Source organism: Massilia eburnea (assembly GCF_009720745.1).
GTDB lineage: Bacteria > Pseudomonadota > Gammaproteobacteria > Burkholderiales > Burkholderiaceae_D > Rugamonas > Rugamonas eburnea.
On sequence record NZ_WNKX01000004.1, the window covers coordinates 132454 to 150147 of the forward strand.

17 protein-coding genes are annotated in these 17694 nt (G+C 62.8%); 10 read left to right on the forward strand and 7 right to left on the reverse strand.

All coding sequences use genetic code 11. The annotated features are described in order from the left end of the window. Window positions 1-7: 7 nt before the first annotated feature. The 7 genes from GM658_RS06760 to GM658_RS06790 all read right to left on the reverse strand — a co-directional run bounded on the left by GM658_RS06760 (window position 8) and on the right by GM658_RS06790 (window position 7506). Window positions 8-2875, reverse strand: coding sequence for a DUF3426 domain-containing protein (locus GM658_RS06760; protein ID WP_155453256.1), 2868 nt, complete (start codon window positions 2873-2875; stop codon window positions 8-10). A 17-nt stretch (window positions 2876-2892) separates the two neighbouring features. Next, window positions 2893-3804, reverse strand: a complete 912-nt coding sequence (gene prmA, locus GM658_RS06765) for a 50S ribosomal protein L11 methyltransferase (RefSeq protein WP_155453257.1) — start codon at window positions 3802-3804, stop codon at window positions 2893-2895. Window positions 3805-3808: 4 nt separating this feature from the next. Beyond that, window positions 3809-5167: an acetyl-CoA carboxylase biotin carboxylase subunit gene (gene accC / locus GM658_RS06770; RefSeq protein WP_130310437.1), complete on the reverse strand. Its 1359-nt coding sequence runs from the start codon at window positions 5165-5167 to the stop codon at window positions 3809-3811. Window positions 5168-5233: 66 nt separating this feature from the next. After that, window positions 5234-5704: an acetyl-CoA carboxylase biotin carboxyl carrier protein gene (accB, locus tag GM658_RS06775; protein WP_155453258.1), complete on the reverse strand. Its 471-nt coding sequence runs from the start codon at window positions 5702-5704 to the stop codon at window positions 5234-5236. Between the two features lie 95 nt (window positions 5705-5799). Further along, window positions 5800-6237 (reverse strand): type II 3-dehydroquinate dehydratase, encoded by a 438-nt coding sequence (gene aroQ, locus GM658_RS06780; RefSeq protein WP_155453259.1) that lies wholly within the window; start codon window positions 6235-6237, stop codon window positions 5800-5802. Between the two features lie 115 nt (window positions 6238-6352). Continuing rightward, window positions 6353-6898, reverse strand: a complete 546-nt coding sequence (locus GM658_RS06785) for a TlpA family protein disulfide reductase (protein ID WP_155453260.1) — start codon at window positions 6896-6898, stop codon at window positions 6353-6355. Then, a complete protein-coding gene (locus GM658_RS06790) occupies window positions 6895-7506 on the reverse strand; it encodes a hypothetical protein (protein ID WP_155453261.1) in 612 nt (203 codons plus the stop codon). The genes GM658_RS06785 and GM658_RS06790 overlap by 4 nt, the downstream gene beginning before the upstream one ends. Window positions 7507-7685: 179 nt before the next feature. On the opposite strand from GM658_RS06790, the gene mpl reads away from it, so the two are divergent. The 10 genes from mpl (at window position 7686) to GM658_RS06840 (ending at window position 17643) form a co-directional block, all read left to right on the forward strand. After that, window positions 7686-9065, forward strand: a complete 1380-nt coding sequence (mpl, locus tag GM658_RS06795) for a UDP-N-acetylmuramate:L-alanyl-gamma-D-glutamyl-meso-diaminopimelate ligase (protein WP_155453262.1) — start codon at window positions 7686-7688, stop codon at window positions 9063-9065. Then, complete coding sequence (locus GM658_RS06800; RefSeq protein ID WP_155453263.1) at window positions 9062-9643, forward strand: YqiA/YcfP family alpha/beta fold hydrolase; 582 nt, start codon at window positions 9062-9064, stop codon at window positions 9641-9643. Before mpl ends, GM658_RS06800 begins: the two co-directional genes overlap by 4 nt. After that, window positions 9640-10224: a chorismate--pyruvate lyase family protein gene (locus GM658_RS06805; RefSeq protein WP_155453264.1), complete on the forward strand. Its 585-nt coding sequence runs from the start codon at window positions 9640-9642 to the stop codon at window positions 10222-10224. Before GM658_RS06800 ends, GM658_RS06805 begins: the two co-directional genes overlap by 4 nt. Continuing rightward, the gene (locus GM658_RS06810) at window positions 10221-12254 is read left to right on the forward strand and encodes a ribonuclease catalytic domain-containing protein (protein ID WP_155453265.1); all 2034 of its coding nucleotides are present in this window, start codon (window positions 10221-10223) and stop codon (window positions 12252-12254) included. Before GM658_RS06805 ends, GM658_RS06810 begins: the two co-directional genes overlap by 4 nt. 147 nt (window positions 12255-12401) lie before the next feature. Beyond that, window positions 12402-13286: a TonB C-terminal domain-containing protein gene (locus tag GM658_RS06815; protein ID WP_371865050.1), complete on the forward strand. Its 885-nt coding sequence runs from the start codon at window positions 12402-12404 to the stop codon at window positions 13284-13286. Beyond that, complete coding sequence (gene aroE / locus GM658_RS06820) at window positions 13286-14107, forward strand: shikimate dehydrogenase (protein ID WP_155453266.1); 822 nt, start codon at window positions 13286-13288, stop codon at window positions 14105-14107. Before GM658_RS06815 ends, aroE begins: the two co-directional genes overlap by 1 nt. Continuing rightward, window positions 14104-14802, forward strand: coding sequence for a monofunctional biosynthetic peptidoglycan transglycosylase (gene mtgA / locus GM658_RS06825; protein WP_155453267.1), 699 nt, complete (start codon window positions 14104-14106; stop codon window positions 14800-14802). Before aroE ends, mtgA begins: the two co-directional genes overlap by 4 nt. Window positions 14803-14834: 32 nt before the next feature. Then, the gene (locus tag GM658_RS06830; protein ID WP_371865057.1) at window positions 14835-15173 is read left to right on the forward strand and encodes a DUF4124 domain-containing protein; all 339 of its coding nucleotides are present in this window, start codon (window positions 14835-14837) and stop codon (window positions 15171-15173) included. Between the two features lie 206 nt (window positions 15174-15379). Further along, entirely contained in the window at window positions 15380-16345 is a 966-nt protein-coding gene (gene corA / locus GM658_RS06835) for a magnesium/cobalt transporter CorA (protein WP_155453268.1), read from the forward strand. Window positions 16346-16524: 179 nt separating this feature from the next. Continuing rightward, entirely contained in the window at window positions 16525-17643 is a 1119-nt protein-coding gene (locus tag GM658_RS06840; protein ID WP_155453269.1) for a sensor histidine kinase, read from the forward strand. The last annotated feature ends 51 nt before the right edge of the window (window positions 17644-17694 follow it).

Below are 17694 nucleotides of genomic sequence, written 5' to 3' on the forward strand. Positions count from 1 at the left end.
AGTATTTTTATGGGTAGAAAATGGCGATGTGATAGCCGGAGGCTTTGAGCTCTTTCAGCTCAAAGTACAGTTTAATGCTTTGCTCGCTGCGCGGGCCGAAGCCTCTTTCGGCGTCCGCTGGCGACGGCAGGTATTCGCGCGGGGCGAACACGCGGCGCAGTACCGGCTTGTCGGCGTTGTCGTTCAGGGTCAGTTCGATGTGCGGCCAGGCCTGTGCGGTCTTGGACTGGTTGCGCAGCACGGTGCTGAAGCTGAAGGTGTTTTCGGCCATGGTGGCCAGCTCGCCTTGCTCGATACTGAGGGCGTCGAGCTGGGTGGGCAGGGCGATCTTGCAGCCGAGCGGCTGGCACATGGCGGCCAGCGTTGGCTTCAGCTGCGGGTAGTTGGCGGCCAGCGTGTCGCGGAAGGTGGTAGCAGCTTGCAGGGCCAGGCCGGCCAGCAGCACGGGGATGCCGATGGCCATGGTGATGGCGGCGGCTTTGCCGTACTTCTGGCTGCGGTCGACGCGCTTCACGAAGCTCAGGTCGGAATGGTCGAGGTCATCGGCTTCGTCGACGCCAGCCAGGGCGCGCATGCGGGCTGCGGCAAGGGCGGCTTCGGCTTCGGCCTGTTCTTCGTCGATGGGCAGGGACTCGCCGTCATCGGGGACGTCGGTGTTGACGGCTGCCACGGCGTGCAGGGCGGTGGCGTCGCGTTCAGGCTCCGGCTCGGACAGGCTCCAAGGTTCGCCGGTTGGCGAGAGGTCGTGGATTTCGGCGGCGGCCGACCATGGTTCCTCGGTTAGCGAAGGTTCGCTGCTTGCCGGTGCGGCGTCGGCATCGAGGTCGAGGGCGTCGTCTGCTTCGGGGGCGGCATTGGCGTCGGCGGCGAAGGAGGCCTCCTGCGGCTGGTCGGCTGGCGGGAGGTCTTCAAAATGGTGCGCGTCGTCGATTGCGGCTAGGACAATGTGCTCTTGCGGGATGTCGAACGAAGGCTCGATGCGGCCGTCGGGGCGCGCGTTGTCGGCCGACCATTGGTCGATGGCTTCAATCAGGGCCGCGCCAGCGGGAGCATCCGGTTCTGCGCCGGCCTCGAAGACGGGAACTTCAACTTCGGGCGCGGGTTCTGCATGGTCGGGTTCCGACGGTGCGGCTGTTGCGGCTATGCCGGTTGCGGGCTGCTCGTCGGTGGCCGGCGCTTCGTCGGCGGGTGGGGGAAGCGCCTCGTCAGCGGCCGGCGCGTCGGCGGCACTCGGTTCATCGGCGGCAGTTAGCCCGCCGATGGCGGTGGGGCCGGCGGCACTTGGCAGTTCGTCGGCGGCTGGGGCCTCGCCAGCAGCTAGTGGCGCGTCGGCGGGGAGCGGTTGACCGGCGGCGGGTAGCTCGTCCATGGCGCCCAGTCCGTCTGTAGCGGGCAGCTCGTCGGCAGCCGGCGCCTCGTCAGTCAATGCCGCGACGGCGGTTGGCTGCGTCGGGACGGCGGCTTCTGGCGCCGCGACATCGGCGGGTGATGACGAGCCGGTGGCTGGCGCTTGATCGGCAGCAGGTGGCTCGTTGGCTGCGACCGGTTCGTCTGCAAGCGGCAATTCGTCCGCAGCAGGCGGCACATCAGCAGCGTGCGGCGCATCGGCAGTAGCGGGCAAATCAGAAGCGAACGGCACGTCAGAAACGGACGGCACATTCACAGCAGGCGCTGCATCGACAGCAGGCGCTATATCGACAGCAGGCGCTATATCGACAGCAGGCTGCGCATCAGCAGAGCGCTGCTCGACGGCGGCTGGTGGCGTTTCGCCAGCGGGCGAAGGCGAGTTCACTGCATGCGCAGGCTCGGAAGTGTCGAACAAAAAATCGTCGACAAGCGGCGTGATCTCCTGGGCGGGCGCTTTCTTTTCGTCTGACGGGCTCTTGGCGTTGTTGAAGGCGCGGGCAACTGCGGCCATGGCGGCGGCGTCGGATGCTGCCGATGCGTTTGCCGGGATGTCTTCCCATACCAGCAGCTTTTCGTCGATCGCAGCCGACGGCGAGGCGGCAGGTGGGACTGCCGCGGTGGCGGGCGGAGGCGCCGAAGCTGTCCACGGCCCGGAAGCCGGCGGTTCACCGGCCGCTTCCGAGAATGCGTCATCGGGGGATACCAAAGCTGCCAGCGGGTGCGGCGCGGGTGGCGCTGCTGTCGGCGGCTCGGCTGGGCGCAGCGGCGCTTGCGGCGGCGCAGGCTGCGGAGCTGCCTGCTGCGCCGGCGAAGGTGTGGTCGCGGCGGCAAAGGCGCGCGCTACGGCGGCGCGGGCAGCGTCGTCGGGCGAAGGCTCGGCGGCTGGCGCCTGCGTGGCGGCAGTGCGCCAGACTGCAGGCGCTGGAGCTTCCGCCGGCGGAAGTGCGGAACCTGTCGGCTTGACCGCAGGCGGCAAAGTGGTGGTAGCGGCCCGCGCCGGTGCAGCATCAGCCGCCTTGAAGGCCGATTGTGGCTCGGCAGCACGGGAGGCCGGCGGCGAAGCTTCAACCGGCTTGGCTGCGGGCAGCCCGGTGCTTGCGGGGCGCGGCGGAGCGATGTCGGGCGCCTTCGGCGCAAATGGCGGCTGGGCAGGGCGAGGCGCGGGCGGCGCGGCATGCGGCGCTGGCGCGGCATGCGATGCCTCGTCGGCGAAATCGAGTTCGAAGTCGACGGGGGTGCCGTGGACGTAGTCGGAGATGGCTGGGGTGGTGTGCGCCGGTGCGGCGCGTTCCGCGACGACGTCGGGAATGACGGGCGTAGGCTTGGCCGCCGGTTCGACTAGCGCGGAGTTGCCATCGAAGACCTGGTGGCAGGAGCCACAACGGACAATGCCCCCGCGCAGTTTCAGCTGGTCAGCCGCGACCCTGAAGATCGTATTGCAATGGGGGCATTTAGTGGCGAGCGCCATCAGTCGGGAAGATTACCTTATGCCAGCGTGCCGGACAGGCACACCCAGCCTTCGTGCTCAGCCCAGACGCTCAGCTTGATGAACGGCGCGTAGGCCGCAGCAACTTCTTCCGCCTGGCGCGCCAGCACGCCGGACAGCACCAGCGAACCGCCCGGCGCCACGCGGCCGGACAGCATCGGCGCCATCAGCTTGAGCGGCGAGGACAGGATGTTGGCGACAACGATGTCGAAACGCTGCGAGGCGAACGACGATTCCGCGAAATCATCCGGCACGAAATACTGGATGTCTTCCACGCGGTTGCGCACCGCATTGTCGTTGGCCGACACGATAGCCTGTGGATCAATATCCACGCCTGCCACGATTGTGGCGCCCAGCTTGCGCGCCACCATGGCCAGGATGCCCGAACCGCAGCCGTAGTCCAGCACGGACTTGCCCGGAGCCGGATGGCTTTCGAGCCACTCCATGCACAGCTTGGTGGTCGGGTGGGAACCGGTACCGAAGGCCAGGCCAGGGTCCAGTTCCAGGATCAGCGCGGAAGGATCCGGCGCCTCGTGCCAGCTTGGCACGACCCAGATGTTCTTGCCGATGTGGATCGGCTCAAATTGCGACTGGGTCAAACGCACCCAGTCGGCGTCCTCCACCTTGCGGGTGGTGAACTTGGGCAGGTGAGCCAGCCCGACCGCGCCAGCGGCAGCCGCCACGATCAGGGCCTGGTCTTCCTCGTCATCGGTCAGCGCGACCACGCGGCTATGATCCCATGCCGCTTCGGTCGGCTCCATGCCCGGCTCGCCGAACAGGGGTTTTTCGGCGTCGGTGCCTTCGTCGGCATCCTCCACCGACACCGACAGCGCGCCCGCATCCATCAGCGCTTCGGACAGGGCCTCAGCGTGTTCACGGGCTACTTCGATGACGATTTCAGTCCAGCTCATTTTATTACTTACCTGCCTTCGGCATTTCTGCCAGACGTTGTTCCAAATAGTGAATGTTAGTGCCGCCTTCGATGAAGCGCGCATCAACCATCAGCTCGCGGTGCAGCGGGATGTTGGTCGAAATGCCTTCAACAACCATTTCCGACAGTGCAATCTGCATGCGGCGAATCGCCTGCTCGCGGGTTGCGCCGTAGGTAATGACCTTGCCGATCATCGAATCGTAGTTCGGTGGTACAAAGTAACCCGAGTAGGAGTGCGAGTCAACGCGCACGCCTGGGCCGCCCGGTACATGCCATGCGGTGATGCGGCCTGGCGACGGGGTGAACTTGAACGGATCTTCGGCGTTGATACGGCATTCGATGGCGTGGCCGGACAGCATCACGTCGCGCTGGCGGAAGCGCAGCTTTTCGCCGGAGGCGATGCGGATCTGTTCCTGCACGATGTCGATACCGGTGATCATTTCGGTCACTGGGTGTTCAACCTGCACGCGGGTGTTCATTTCAATGAAATAGAACTCGCCGTTTTCGTACAGGAACTCGAAGGTGCCCGCGCCGCGGTAGCCGATCTTGCGGCAAGCTTCGGCGCAGCGGTCGCCGATCTTTTCGATCAGCTTGCGCGGGATGCCGGGCGCCGGTGCTTCCTCGATCACCTTCTGGTGGCGGCGCTGCATGGAGCAGTCACGTTCGCCCAGCCAGACGGCGTTTTTGTGTTCGTCGGCGAGGATCTGGATTTCCACGTGGCGCGGGTTCTCCAGGTACTTCTCCATATAGACTTCCGGATTGCCGAAGGCGGCGCCGGCCTCCGACTTGGTCATGGTGACCGCGTTCAGCAGGGCAGCTTCGGTGTGCACCACGCGCATGCCGCGGCCACCGCCGCCGCCCGCCGCCTTGATGATCACCGGGTAGCCGACTTTGCGTGCGATCTGCACGATGGCTTTCGGGTCATCCGGCAGGGCGCCGTCGGAACCTGGCACGCAAGGCACGCCGGCCTTGATCATCGCCTGCTTGGCCGACACTTTGTCGCCCATCATGCGGATCGATTCGGCGCGCGGGCCGATGAAGACGAAACCGGATTTCTCCACGCGCTCGGCGAAGTCCGCGTTCTCGGACAGGAAGCCGTAGCCTGGATGGATCGCTTCCGCGTCGGTCACTTCGGCCGCGGAAATGATGGCCGGCATATTCAGGTAGGACTGGGCCGAAGGCGCAGGGCCGATGCAGACGGATTCGTCGGCCAGCTTCACGTACTTGGCGTCACGGTCGGCTTCGGAGTGCACGACCACAGTCTTGATGCCCAGTTCGCGGCACGCGCGCTGGATGCGCAGGGCGATTTCGCCGCGATTGGCAATAAGGATTTTTTCAAACATGGCAGATTCGGTGTGGGATGTGAGTGTGCTGGCCGCCTGGTTGTCCACAGCGGCCATGGCCCGGCTTTAGCCGATCACAAACAGTGGCTGGCCGAATTCGACCGGTTGGCCGTTTTCGACCAGGATCTGGGTGATGGTGCCGGACTTGTCGGCATCGATCTCGTTCAGCAGCTTCATCGCTTCGATGATGCAGAGGGTGTCGCCTTCTTTCACGGTGGCGCCGACTTCAACGAAGGCTGGGTTGCCAGGTGCGGAAGCGCGGTAGAAAGTGCCGACCATTGGCGACTTCACAACGTGGCCGGTTGGTTCGGCGGCAGCTGGAGCGGCGGCGGCAGGCGCGGCGACCGGTGCGGCGACTGGAGCGCCGGCAGGTGCGTAATGGGTTGGCGCTTGCGGCGGCATCATCATGACCTGGTTCGGCATGACGCCGCCGGACTTGACGATGCGAACCTTGCTTTCGCCTTCGGTCACTTCCAGTTCAGCGATGTCCGACTCTGCTACCAGGTCGATCAGCGTCTTCAGCTTGCGTAGATCCATGTTGTTGGCTCCCTTGTTCTATCTATTATGTTGATGGTTTCTGCGAAGTCGCCTTATGGACGCCATCGCGTTAGATGCGCGCAGATCGCGGTAGATTAACTGCTTTTTAAGGCAAAGTCGATGGCGAGACGATATCCCTCGATACCAAGCCCGCAAATCGTCCCCTGTGCGATAGCGCTGAGATAGGAATGGTGGCGGAATTCCTCCCGCCGATAAATATTCGAAATGTGTACTTCAATAAATGGGATCGCTACGCCGGCCAAGGCATCGCGCAAGGCGACGCTGGTGTGGGTGTAGCCTCCCGGGTTGATCACGATGAAATCCACGCCCTCGGTTCGGGCTGCGTGGATGCGGTCAATCAACGCTCCTTCGTGGTTACTTTGGAAACAGGCGAGCTGTGCACCGGCTGCTTTGGCTTGTGCCTGCGCTGCCTGTTCCACGTCTGCCAGCGTGCTGGCGCCGTAGGTTTCAGGCTCGCGCGTCCCCAACAAATTCAGGTTGGGGCCATTAAGAAGCAGCAGGTGTCTTGCCATGATTCCCTGACCATTTTCTGCGAAAGTTCCGCATTTTGCCGCCATCTACAAGCATTGGCAAGAGAAAATAGCTTGGCGGAAGTTAATAGAACGGTCGTTCGACGACGTTCTTCCGCTAGTTTAAGGCCGCCAGGTCGGCTTTCAGGTCGTCAAATTTCAGGCGTGCCAGGTAGGTCTTTTTCACTGTGCCGTCAGCGCCGATAAGGACGGTGAAGGGCAGGCCGCCCTGGGTGTTGCCGAAGTTGCGCGACAGTTCGGTGCCGCTCATTCCGGCCACATAGATCGGGTAGGCGACTTTCACCTTTTGTGTGAATTCTGCAATATTGGATGGCGAATCGATGCCGATTCCGATCACCTGGATCTTTTTGCCAAGCGCGGATTTTTGCAGTTCAGACAACTCCGGCATCTCTTCGACGCATGGCGCGCACCATGGCGCCCAGAAATTCACCAGCAGGTTTTTGCCTTGGTATTTTGATAGCGCTTCCTTCACGCCTTTCTCATTTGGCAAGGACTCGGCCATCATGGCGGTGACCGGGCTGGCCATGCCAGCCGGGGCGGTGGTGGTGATGGGGGCGTCAGCTTGCTTCTGGTGCGTGCCGTACCAGGCGCCGGCGCCCAGGAACAGGACGGCGACCACGGTGTATGTTGCGAATTTTTTCATTGCTGGGCTGGATGGGGGCTGTTGATCAGTATCGTGCGCAATTCGGAGATGTCGGCGCGCAGCGGTTTATCGCCGCTTTTCTTCCTGGCGCCGCGCAGGTCGTCCTGTTCATACAGTTCGACGTGCACGCCGGCGTTCTTCCACATGAAGCTGACCGTTTCCACATCCTCGAAACGGGGGCCGCGGAAATGGGGCGATTCGGAGATCTCGATTTGCAGGTTCTTGTTCAATAGATAAATTTCCACTTCCTTGGCGCTGTCCACGAATACTTGCAGGTGGATGTCGTCTTGCATGCCGGCGGTTCCGTGCAGCACGGAGCCGGTCAGGAAGGGTTGGTATTGTTCCAGCATTTCCATCACTTGCAAAGCCAGGCCGCGCATCTTGAATATGTGCGCGGGGTGGGTGTCGGCGTTATATAAAGCGTGGTATAGGCGGACTTCTTCTTCGATCTGTTCGTTGTCGGGCAGGGCGTCGGTCAGGTCGCGCGCTTGCGACTCGCCTAATATCTGGCGGGCGGCTTTGCGTTTGGCGCTGCCGTAGTCGGCGCCGTCCTGCGCGATCATGCGGGCGGCGGCGGCGGCGATTTCGGTTTTGATCTGGGGGTTCATGATTGCATCATACCTAAAACCCCGTAAACCTGGGTCTGACCCAAGGGTCAGACCCAGTACGGTCTCCGGGCCGCGAGCGAGCGGTAGTTGAGCAGACAGGGGCGGACCCTTGGGTCAGACCCCGAATTTCCAGTTTTAATCAGGTAAAATCCGGCTCTTGATTCTTTTCTATCACCACCATGCACATCCACATCCTAGGCATTTGCGGCACTTTCATGGGCGGTCTTGCCGTCCTGGCAAAAGAAGCCGGCCACCGCGTAACGGGATGCGACGCCAACGTCTATCCCCCGATGAGCACGCAGCTGGAAGCCCAGGGCATTGAACTGATCCAGGGTTTTGGCCCCGAGCAGGTGGAATTGAACCCCGATCTTTACGTCATCGGCAACGTGGTCTCGCGCGGCAATCCGCTGATCGAAGAGATCATGAACCGCAACCTGCCGATGATCTCCGGTCCGCAATGGATCGGCGACCATATCCTGCAAGACAAATGGGTGCTGTCCGTCGCCGGCACGCATGGCAAGACCACGACGTCGGCCATGGTGGCCTGGATCCTGGAGCACGCCGGCTACGCGCCCGGCTTCCTGATCGGCGGCATTCCGCAGAACTTTGGCATTTCGGCGCGCCTGAGCGGCCCCGGCGCCAACTCCGAATTCTTCGTGATCGAAGCCGACGAATACGACACCGCCTTCTTCGACAAGCGCAGCAAGTTCGTGCACTACCACTCGAAGACGGCGATCATGAACAACCTGGAATACGACCACGCCGACATCTTCCCGGACATCGGTGCCATCGAAACCCAGTTCCACCACCTGGTGCGCACCGTGCCCGGCATCGGCCGCGTGATCGCCAATGGTGACGAAGCGAGCCTGCAGCGCGTGCTGAAACGCGGCTGCTGGAGCGAGAAGGAATTGTTCGGCAGCGCCGCCGGCGCCGACTGGACCTTGCACGAACATGCCGACGGCAGCTTCGACGTCATCTTCAAGGGCGCCAAGGCCGCTACCGTGAAGTGGGAGCTGACCGGCAAACATAACCGCTACAACGCGCTGGCCGCGATTGCCGCCGCCCGCCATGTGGGCGTGCCGATTAAAGCCGCCGCCGAGGCGCTCGGTCAATTCCAGAGCGTCAAGCGGCGCATGGAAGTGCGCGGCACCGTCAACGGCGTCACCGTGTACGATGACTTCGCCCACCACCCGACCGCCATCGAAACCACTGTCGGCGGCCTGCGCCAGAAGCTGCGCGCAGCCGGCGGCGCGGCCCGCATCCTGGCCGTGCTGGAGCCGCGCTCCAACACCATGAAGCTGGGCACCATGAAGGACGCGCTGCCCGGCAGCCTGAAAGAGGCCGACCTGGTATTCGGCTTCGGCAGCGAACAAGCCCTGGGCTGGAACCTGGGCGAAGCCCTGTCGCCGATGGGCGCAATCGCCTCGGCTTACGAAGACCTCGACCTGATGGTGGAAGCGATCGTCGCGGCAGCCAAGCCGGGCGACCATATTATCGTGATGAGCAACGGCGGCTTCGGCGGCGTCCACCAGAAATTGCTGGAGGCGCTGAAGGCATGATTTTGTACCTGCATGGTTTCCGTTCCTCGCCGCTGTCGATGAAGGCGCGGCTGACCGGGGAGCGGATGGCGCAGCTTGGCCGCAGCGCGGAATTCATTTGTCCGCAGCTGCCGGCCAGCCCCAGGCTGGCGATGGAACTGGCTTGCGGCCTGGTGGCCGGCATTCCGGCGCATGAACTGACCATCGTCGGCTCTTCGCTGGGCGGCTACTACGCCACCTGGATGGCCGAGAAGCTGGGCTGCCGCGCGGTCCTGCTGAACCCCGCCGTGGTGCCGATGCTGGACCTGGACCAGCACATTGGCGTCACCACCGCCTACCACTCGGACGAGCCGTTCGAATTCAAGCGTGAATATATAGAGGAGCTGCGCGCGCTGGCCGTGCCGCAAGCCAGCCAGCCCGAACGCTACTTCCTGATCGCCTGCACCGGCGACGAAGTGCTGGATTACCGCGACATGGTGGCCCACTATGCGGGCGCCAGGCAGAAAGTCGTGCAGGGCAGCGACCATGCCATCAGCGAGTACGCCGATTACCTGGCTGAAGTCCTCGATTTTTGCGGCATCGCGGGCGAAACCCGATGAAAGGCCAATCGCTGCGCCAGGCCAACTGGCACGGTCACGTGCTCGCCACGAATCCGCCGCACCCTTACCGCCACTGGCTGACCGGCGGCGGTTCGCTGACCAATAAATTGAAAGCGCATAGCGGCGCGTTCCGCGTGCAGCTGCTGCACCAGGACACCGCGATCTGCCTGGCCGACGAAGCCAATATCATCGGCTACCACCGGCCCGGCCGCGTGTGGGAGAGGGAGGTCTTGCTGCGGTGTGATAATACGCCTGTGGTGTTCGCGCACACCGTGGTGCCGATGTCGGCCGATGCTTCGGACTGGCCGCTGTTCAGCGCCCTGGGCGAGCGTTCGCTCGGCAGTACCCTGTTCGGCGACCCGCAGGTGCGGCGCGGCGAACTGCAATTTGCGCGCCTGCGCGCGACCCATCCGCTGGCGCGGCGCGCCCGTGCCGCCTTGAGCGTCCACGGGGCGGAGGTGCCGGATGACGCTTTACTGTATGCACGGCGCTGCCTGTACCAGCGCCACGAAGGAACTTTGCTTGTGACCGAGGTCTTCCTGCCCCCGGTGCTCAAGCTGCAGAGGACGAATGATCGATGAATGTATTTTTTGAAGAATCCGGCGATTTCAAAGTAGGCAGCGTGCTGTCGCAGGCAGGCGAGGCCTACCAGGTTGAAATGGCGAGCGGCAAGCGCAACAAGGTGAAAACCAAGGATGTGATGCTGCAGTTCGACAAGCCGTCGCCGGCTGAGCTGATGGAGCAGGCCAAGGCCATCGCGGCAGAGGTTGACCTGGACTTCCTGTGGGAAGTGGCGGGCGAAGAGGAATTCGGCTTTGCCGAGCTGGGCGCCGAATATTTCGGCCATGCCCCGCAGCCGGCGGAAGCTGCCGGCCTGATCCTGAGCCTGCACGCGGCGCCGATCTACTTCCATAAGAAGGGCCGTGGCCGCTACAAGAAAGCGCCGGAGCAGACATTGAAGGCGGCCCTGGCCGGCATCGAGAAGAAAAAGCAGCAAGCCATCATCCAGGGCCAGTATGCCGCGGAGCTGAAGGCGGGCACCCTGCCGGCTTCGATGCAGAACATCGTCAGCCAGCTGCTGTTCAAGCCGGACAAGAACACGATTGAATACAAGGCGCTGGAGCAGGCGGCGAACGAGGCGCACACCACGCCGGCGCGCCTGATGCTGTCGGCCGGCGGCATCAAGTCGCCGAAGGACCTGCATATGGCGAGATTCCTGTTCGAGAATTTCCCGAAGGGCCACGGCTTCCCGGAGCTGCCGGTGCCTGCAGCGCCGGCCGGCTTGCCGACTGCGGCGGTTGAAGCGTTCTCCATCGACGACGTGACCACCACCGAAATCGACGATGCCTTCTCCGTGGTGCACCAGCCGGATGGCAAGGTGCGCGTGGGTATCCACATCGCCGCGCCCGGCCTGGGCATCAAGCCGGACGATGCGATCGACAAGATCGCGCGCAGCCGCATGTCCACCGTGTATATGCCCGGCGACAAGATCACCATGCTGCCGGACGCGATTGTCGACGCTTTCACCCTGGCCGAAGGCAAGACTTGCCCGGCACTGTCGCTGTACGCGGTGCTGGATCCGGCCGACTGGAAGGTGATTTCCACCGAAACCAAGGCCGAACTGGTGCCGATCGCGAACAACCTGCGCCACAACACGCTGGACGAGCTGGTGAACGAGCAGACCCTGGCCAGCGGCGAGGGCGATTATCCGCGCAAGGCCGAACTGACCCTGCTGTGGGGCTGGGCCCAGCACCTGGAAGCGGGCCGCATGGTCAAGCGCGAGGCGTTTGGCCTGAAGCCGGAGCAGAACAACCGCGTCGACTTCAACTTCTATGTGGAAGACGACGTCGTCACCATTTCCCGCCGCAAGCGCGGTGCGCCGCTGGACAAGATCGTGGCCGAGCTGATGATCTTCGCCAATTCCACCTGGGGCAAGCTGATGCACGACCATGGCGTGCCGGGGATCTACCGTACCCAAGGGCAGGGCGTGGGCGGCTGGGCGGCCAAGATGCAGGTGCGCATGATGACCCAGGCGGCGCCGCACCAGGGTTTGGGCGTGGACCAGTATGCCTGGTCGACTTCGCCGCTGCGCCGCTATACCGACCTGGTCAACCAGTGGCAGATCCTGGCTTGCGCTTCGCATGGCGTGACGGCGCCGATGGTGGCGCCGTTCAAGCACAAGGATGCGAACCTGTTTGCGATCGTGTCGGCGTTTGATGCGGCGTATGCGGCCTATGCGGACTTCCAGTCGAATATGGAGCGCTATTGGTGCCTGCGCTGGCTGGGGCAGGAAAATGCCAAGGAAGTCGAGGCAGTGGTGTTGAAGGATGAGGTGCTGCGTTTGTCCGAGATTCCGCTGATCGTGCGCATGCCGGGCATGCCTTCTGTTGCGCGCGGGTCACATGTGAAGCTCGATGTGCTGCGCTGGGATGAGGTGGACCTGGCAATCGAAACGCGCTTGCAGGAAGGGTCGATTACCTTGCCTTCGGAGCCTGAGCCGGAACTGGATGAGGAGGAGGCGCCGGCTGATCCGGCGCAGCCTACCGAGGTGGATGCGGAGGAGGCCTCGCTGGCCAGTGAGGCTGTTGTGACGGAGCCAGGGCCGCAGTAAACCAGTACGCCGGTGCCTGACCCGCAGGTCAGGCACCCGCCCTGCGGCCGCCGCGTAACGGGTGTCTGACCCCATGGCTCAGACACCGAATTGCCGGTTTGTCGTAGAATCCAAGATTCTCAAAAGCATCATTCTAGAATTCAGCGCGTGAAGTATTTCAAAGAAAACCAGTTCCTTGTCATCGCTTCCACTGTTTCGGTGGCGGTCCACGCCGTGGCGCTGATGGTGCATTTCGTCGCTCCCAAGGCCTTCAAGGTAGAACCAACCGACCCTGGCCTGGAAGTCATCCTGGTCAACGCCAAGCACTCATCCAAGCCGCTGAAGGCCGACGCCCTGGCGCAAGCGAACCTTGATGGCGGCGGCAACGCCGACGCCGGCCGCGCCAAATCGCCGCTGCCCGATATGCGCCGCATGGAAACTGGCGAAAGCATCCAGGCCGCCCAGCGCTATATCAAGGAGCTGGAAGAGCGCCAGAAAAACCTGCTGACCCAGGCGAAAAAGAGCACGCTTTCCGCACCGCCGGTGACGGACAAGAACCAGGCCGACCCGACCCGTACCGGCGCGGACCTGATCGAAAGCAGCAAGGCGATGGCGCGCAGCATGGCTGAAATCACCCAGACCATCGAAGACCAGAACAAGCGCCCGAAAAAGACCTTCCTGTCGCCAAGCACCAAGGAAGTGGGCTACGCCATGTACTACAAGACCTTCCAGCGCCGCGTGGAAGAAATCGGCACCCTGAATTTCCCGCAGATGAACGGCAAGAAGATGTACGGCCAATTGGTGCTGTATATCCCGATCTTCATGGACGGCACGATTTACATGAAGGATGGCGGCATCCGCATCGAACGCAGTTCGGGCAACCCGGCGCTGGACGCGGCGGCCATCAATATCGTGCGGCGCGCCGCGCCGTTCGGCAAATTCCCGCCGAATATGCTGTCGCATGACCGCGACGACCTGTGGGTCATCATCACCACCTTCAAGTTCACCCGCGAGGAAAAGATGGAAGCCGACCTGACCGGCGGCGTGCAGTGATGGATAAGTACTGCGTCTTCGGCAACCCGATTGCCCACAGCAAGTCGCCGGAAATCCATGCTGCTTATGCGGCGCAAACTGGCCAGTCCTTGAGCTACGAGAAGTGGCTGGCGCCGCTCGATGGTTTCGGCGCTGCCGTGCAAGCGTTCATCGCCGCCGGCGGCAAAGGCGCCAACGTCACGGTCCCGTTCAAGCTGGAGGCGCACAAGCTGGCCACCGCGCTGACCTTACGGGCGCAGGCTGCTGGTGCAGTCAACACCCTGGTGTTCGGCGCCGACGGCAGCATCACCGGCGACAACACCGATGGCGCCGGCCTGGTGACCGATATTGTGCAGAATGCAGGCGTGCCGCTGGCCGGCAAGCGCGTGCTGCTGCTGGGCGCCGGCGGCGCCGCGCGCGGCGTGGTGCTGCCTATCCTTGAACACCGTCCTGCAGCGCTGGTGATCGCCAACCGTACCGTCGCCACCGCGCAAGCGCTGGTCGAGCAGTTTGGCGCGCTGGCCGGACCGGGCGTACTGTCCGCTTGCGGCTTTACCGATATTGCCGGCGCCTTTGACGTGATCATCAACGCCACCTCGGCCAGCCTGAGCTCCGACCTGCCTCCGGTGCCGGCATCGGCCTTCGTACCGGGCGCGCTGGCGCTGGACATGATGTATGGCGCCAAGCCAACCGTCTTCATGGAGTTCGCCGCCAGCCACGGCGCCGCCGTTCGCGACGGCCTGGGCATGCTGGTTGAACAGGCTGCCGAGGCCTTCGAAGTCTGGCGCGGGGTGCGCCCGCAAACGGCCGAGGTGCTGGCGCAGCTGCGCGCCAAGCTATGAACAAATTGAAGAAGCTGAAATGGTTCGTGATCGTTCCAGTCGCGATCTTGCTCGCGGTGCAGCTGTATTTCTTCGTGCAGATCTGGTGGTGGGTCGACCATAACCCGAGCATGACGGCCTTCATGCGCGAACAGCAGGCGGCCATGCAGGAGACGGATCCGAAGGCACGGGTCAAGCAGATGTGGGTTCCGTATTCGGCGATCTCGGTCAACCTGAAACGTGCGGTGATTGCGTCTGAAGACGCCAACTTCGCCGAACATGAAGGAGTGGACTGGGAGGCCATGCAAAAGGCCTACGAGCATAACCAGGAAAAGAAGAAGGGCACCAAGGTGCATGGCGGCTCGACCATCACCCAGCAACTGGCCAAGAACCTGTTCCTGTCAGGTTCGCGCAGCTACCTGCGCAAGGGCCAGGAGCTGATCATCACTTATATGCTGGAGATGCTGATGGATAAACGGCGCATCTTCGAGATCTATCTGAATGTGGCGGAATTTGGCCGCGGCATTTACGGCGCCGAGGCGGCGGCACGCTACTATTACCGGATCCCGGCTTCCCGACTGGGGGCGGAGCAGGCGGCCCGCTTGGCGGTCATGCTGCCACGGCCTAAATATTTCGATGCCCATCGCGACTCGTCCTACCTGGCGCGGCGTGCCGGCGTCATCATGCAACGTATGAATTCGGCGGAGCTTCCGTGAAAAAATATCAAAGTGGAATCAGCTTGATTGCTGTGGCTGTGGTGATGGGCGTGCTGGGCGCGGCGGCAGCGTTTGCGCTGATCTCGATGCGCCACGAGCGCAACCTGTTTGCCGAGGGGCTCGAAAAGGTGGGGGCGAAGGCGGCTGCAGTGGCAGCGCCGGTGGTGTCGCAGGTGGCGCCGCCTGCTCCCATGCGCAAATGCGTCATCCATGGCAAGACGGTGATCTCCAATGCCGAGTGCGGGGATCAGGGGAAGGTGATCGAGATCCACGATACCAAGGGCTTTGAGGCGCCCAAGGCTCCACCTAAGCCGGCGCCGGAGACGCAGCCGACGGCTTCGGAGCGGGCGATTCAGCAGGCGACCCGCTAAACCGGTAAACCTGTGTCAGACCCGCAGGGTCTGACACTAGCTGGCGGCGGCCGCGTATCAAGTGTCTGACCCGCCGGGTCTGGCACTGATCCACCGGTTTAAAAAAATGCATCACCAGGACTGGCCCCGCAAGCCCCTTTGCGGGTACACTTGCGAAGTTTTTTAGAACCCGCGCTCTACACCCCCCTGTCCGGCTGAGATTGCCTATGATCAATGTTTTCGTTTTACAAAATGGCCGGCTCAACCAGGTGCCTATTGAGACGCGCGAAGACCTTGAGAAAGTGGCACCGGTCTGGGTCGACCTGACCGATCCGACAGAAGACGAACGCGCCTGGGTCAAATCCATTTACGGCGTGATCCTGCCCGGCGAAGACGAGGTCAAGGACATCGAAGCCTCCGCCCGTTACTACGAGGCGGAAAACGGCGACCTCCACCTGCGCACCGATTTCCTGCTGGAAGAAGACGAGGGCCCCTCGCGCGTGGTGACGGTGGCGTTCATCCTTGCCAAGAAAATGCTGTTCTCGGTCCACACCGACGACTTGCCCGTATTCCGTCTGGTGCGCATGCGCGCCCGCTCGCGTCCCGGTTCGATCGCCGACTACATGGACGTGCTGCTCGACCTGTACGCCACCGACGCCGAATATTCGGCGGACGCGCTGGAGGGCATCTACCAGAACCTGGAAGAAGTGTCGGGCCGCGTGCTGCAGGAAGAATTTACCGACAAGGATGCAGCCGACGCCCTGAGCGCCATCGCGCACGAGGAAGACTTGAACGGCCGCATCCGCCGCAACATGATGGACACGCGCCGCGCAGTGTCCTTCCTGATGCGCGGCCGCCTGCTCAATTCCGACCAGTTCGAAGAAGCGCGCCAGATCCTGCGCGACATCGAATCGCTGGACGGCCACACCTCCTTCCTGTTCGACAAGATCAACTTCCTGATGGATGCCACCGTCGGCTTCATCAACATCAACCAGAACAAGATCATCAAGATCTTCTCGGTGGCCTCGGTCGCCTTCCTGCCGCCGACCCTGATCGCGTCGGTGTACGGCATGAACTTCGAAGTCTTCCCGGAACTGAAGTGGAGCCTGGGCTATCCGTGGGCCGTTGGCCTGATGATGGTCAGCGCCTTGGCGCCGCTGCTCTACTTCCGCCGCCGCGGCTGGCTCAAATAAGCTGCAAGAACGCAACGCTTTGTAACTGAAGGTCACCTGGTCGCGGGCTCTCCGTCCGCGCCGACCCGTCTGTGCGGCGCTTTTGTACTTGTCAATCAAAGAGGGCATCTGCGCCACAGTTGACACGAAAGTATCGATGTCACATTCTTTCGAATGGCAATTCACATTCGGGAGAACTCATGGCAGAGGTCAGTTTATCTTCGGCATCGCAGTCGATGCTGGCCCTGCGCGAACAGGTGATCGATGCGTGGAGCCGCTCCGTTCGGGAGAAGCTATGCAAGGCTGGCGATCTCCCGGATCCCATCTTGCTGAACACGCTGCCAGCGTTCTACGAGAACCTGGCGCGCTTGTTGACGCACGAGTATTACCAGGCCAGCGGGGTCGATGTGGCGATCATCGCGCAAGAGCACGGCGGCGAGCGCGCGCGCCTGACCGGCTACGACACCACCACCCTGATTCGCGAGTACCAGCTGTTCCGCCAGGTGCTGTTCCGCATGCTGCGCGAGGGCGGCATCCAGCTCTCGCACGACCAGCGCGAAGCGATCGACACCTCAATCGACAGCGCCATTCGCGAAAGCGTGACGGCCTTTGCCCTGATCCAGTCGGCCTTGCGTGAACAGTTCATCGCCGCGCTGACGCACGATTTACGTACGCCGCTGTCCAACGTCAGCGTGGCGGCGCAGGTGATCGAGACGCGCGCGCCGAGCGAAGATATCCGCCGCCTTGCCGAACGCATCGTGGCCAACGCGCAGCGCATCGAAACCATGACGCGCGACCTGCTGGACTGCATGGTGTTCGAAGGCGGCGAACGGCTGCCCTTGCATATCGAGGAATTCGATCTCGCCCTGCTGGCCTACGAAGTGGCGCAGCAGGAAATCGAGCGCAGCGGCGTTGAAGTACTGGTCGAATTTGAATCGGCGGTGGGCCACTGGTGCCGCGCCTCGCTGCAGCGTGCGCTGGAAAACCTGCTGGGCAATGCCATCAAATACAAGGCGCCGGGCACGCCCATCGTGGTGCGGGTGACGTGCGACGAATTGCGCGTGCAGCTGTCGGTGCACAACGAAGGCGAACCGATTCCGGCCGAAGACCTGGAATCGATCTTCCAGGTCTATCGCCGCGCACGCGGCGGCAAGTGCACCAAGGACGGCTGGGGCGTCGGGCTGCCATACGCACGCCGGGTGGCGGAAAGCCATGGCGGCAGCATTATCGTCACCAGTACGGCGACGCTGGGCACGACCTTCCTGATCGATATTCCGATGGATGCGCGGCCTTTTGGCAAGGCCCCGGTCGCGGGTTAATTTACTGGAAGAAATGACAAGCTGAGTATAGAATCCCCGACAATCTTATCA

Excerpts from the sequence above, each read along its gene's own strand:
- aroE (WP_155453266.1), top strand. The coding sequence starts at position 13,286 with ATGGATAAGTACTGCGTCTTCGGCAACCCGATTGCCCACAGCAAGTCG.
- corA (WP_155453268.1), top strand. The coding sequence starts at position 15,380 with ATGATCAATGTTTTCGTTTTACAAAATGGCCGGCTCAACCAGGTGCCT.
- mpl (WP_155453262.1), top strand. The coding sequence starts at position 7,686 with ATGCACATCCACATCCTAGGCATTTGCGGCACTTTCATGGGCGGTCTT.
- GM658_RS06800 (WP_155453263.1), top strand. The coding sequence starts at position 9,062 with ATGATTTTGTACCTGCATGGTTTCCGTTCCTCGCCGCTGTCGATGAAG.
- aroQ (WP_155453259.1), bottom strand. The coding sequence starts at position 6,237 with ATGGCAAGACACCTGCTGCTTCTTAATGGCCCCAACCTGAATTTGTTG.
- accC (WP_130310437.1), bottom strand. The coding sequence starts at position 5,167 with ATGTTTGAAAAAATCCTTATTGCCAATCGCGGCGAAATCGCCCTGCGC.
- GM658_RS06785 (WP_155453260.1), bottom strand. The coding sequence starts at position 6,898 with ATGAAAAAATTCGCAACATACACCGTGGTCGCCGTCCTGTTCCTGGGC.
- GM658_RS06810 (WP_155453265.1), top strand. The coding sequence starts at position 10,221 with ATGAATGTATTTTTTGAAGAATCCGGCGATTTCAAAGTAGGCAGCGTG.
- prmA (WP_155453257.1), bottom strand. The coding sequence starts at position 3,804 with ATGAGCTGGACTGAAATCGTCATCGAAGTAGCCCGTGAACACGCTGAG.
- mtgA (WP_155453267.1), top strand. The coding sequence starts at position 14,104 with ATGAACAAATTGAAGAAGCTGAAATGGTTCGTGATCGTTCCAGTCGCG.
- GM658_RS06840 (WP_155453269.1), top strand. The coding sequence starts at position 16,525 with ATGGCAGAGGTCAGTTTATCTTCGGCATCGCAGTCGATGCTGGCCCTG.
- accB (WP_155453258.1), bottom strand. The coding sequence starts at position 5,704 with ATGGATCTACGCAAGCTGAAGACGCTGATCGACCTGGTAGCAGAGTCG.
- GM658_RS06790 (WP_155453261.1), bottom strand. The coding sequence starts at position 7,506 with ATGAACCCCCAGATCAAAACCGAAATCGCCGCCGCCGCCGCCCGCATG.
- GM658_RS06760 (WP_155453256.1), bottom strand. The coding sequence starts at position 2,875 with ATGGCGCTCGCCACTAAATGCCCCCATTGCAATACGATCTTCAGGGTC.
- GM658_RS06805 (WP_155453264.1), top strand. The coding sequence starts at position 9,640 with ATGAAAGGCCAATCGCTGCGCCAGGCCAACTGGCACGGTCACGTGCTC.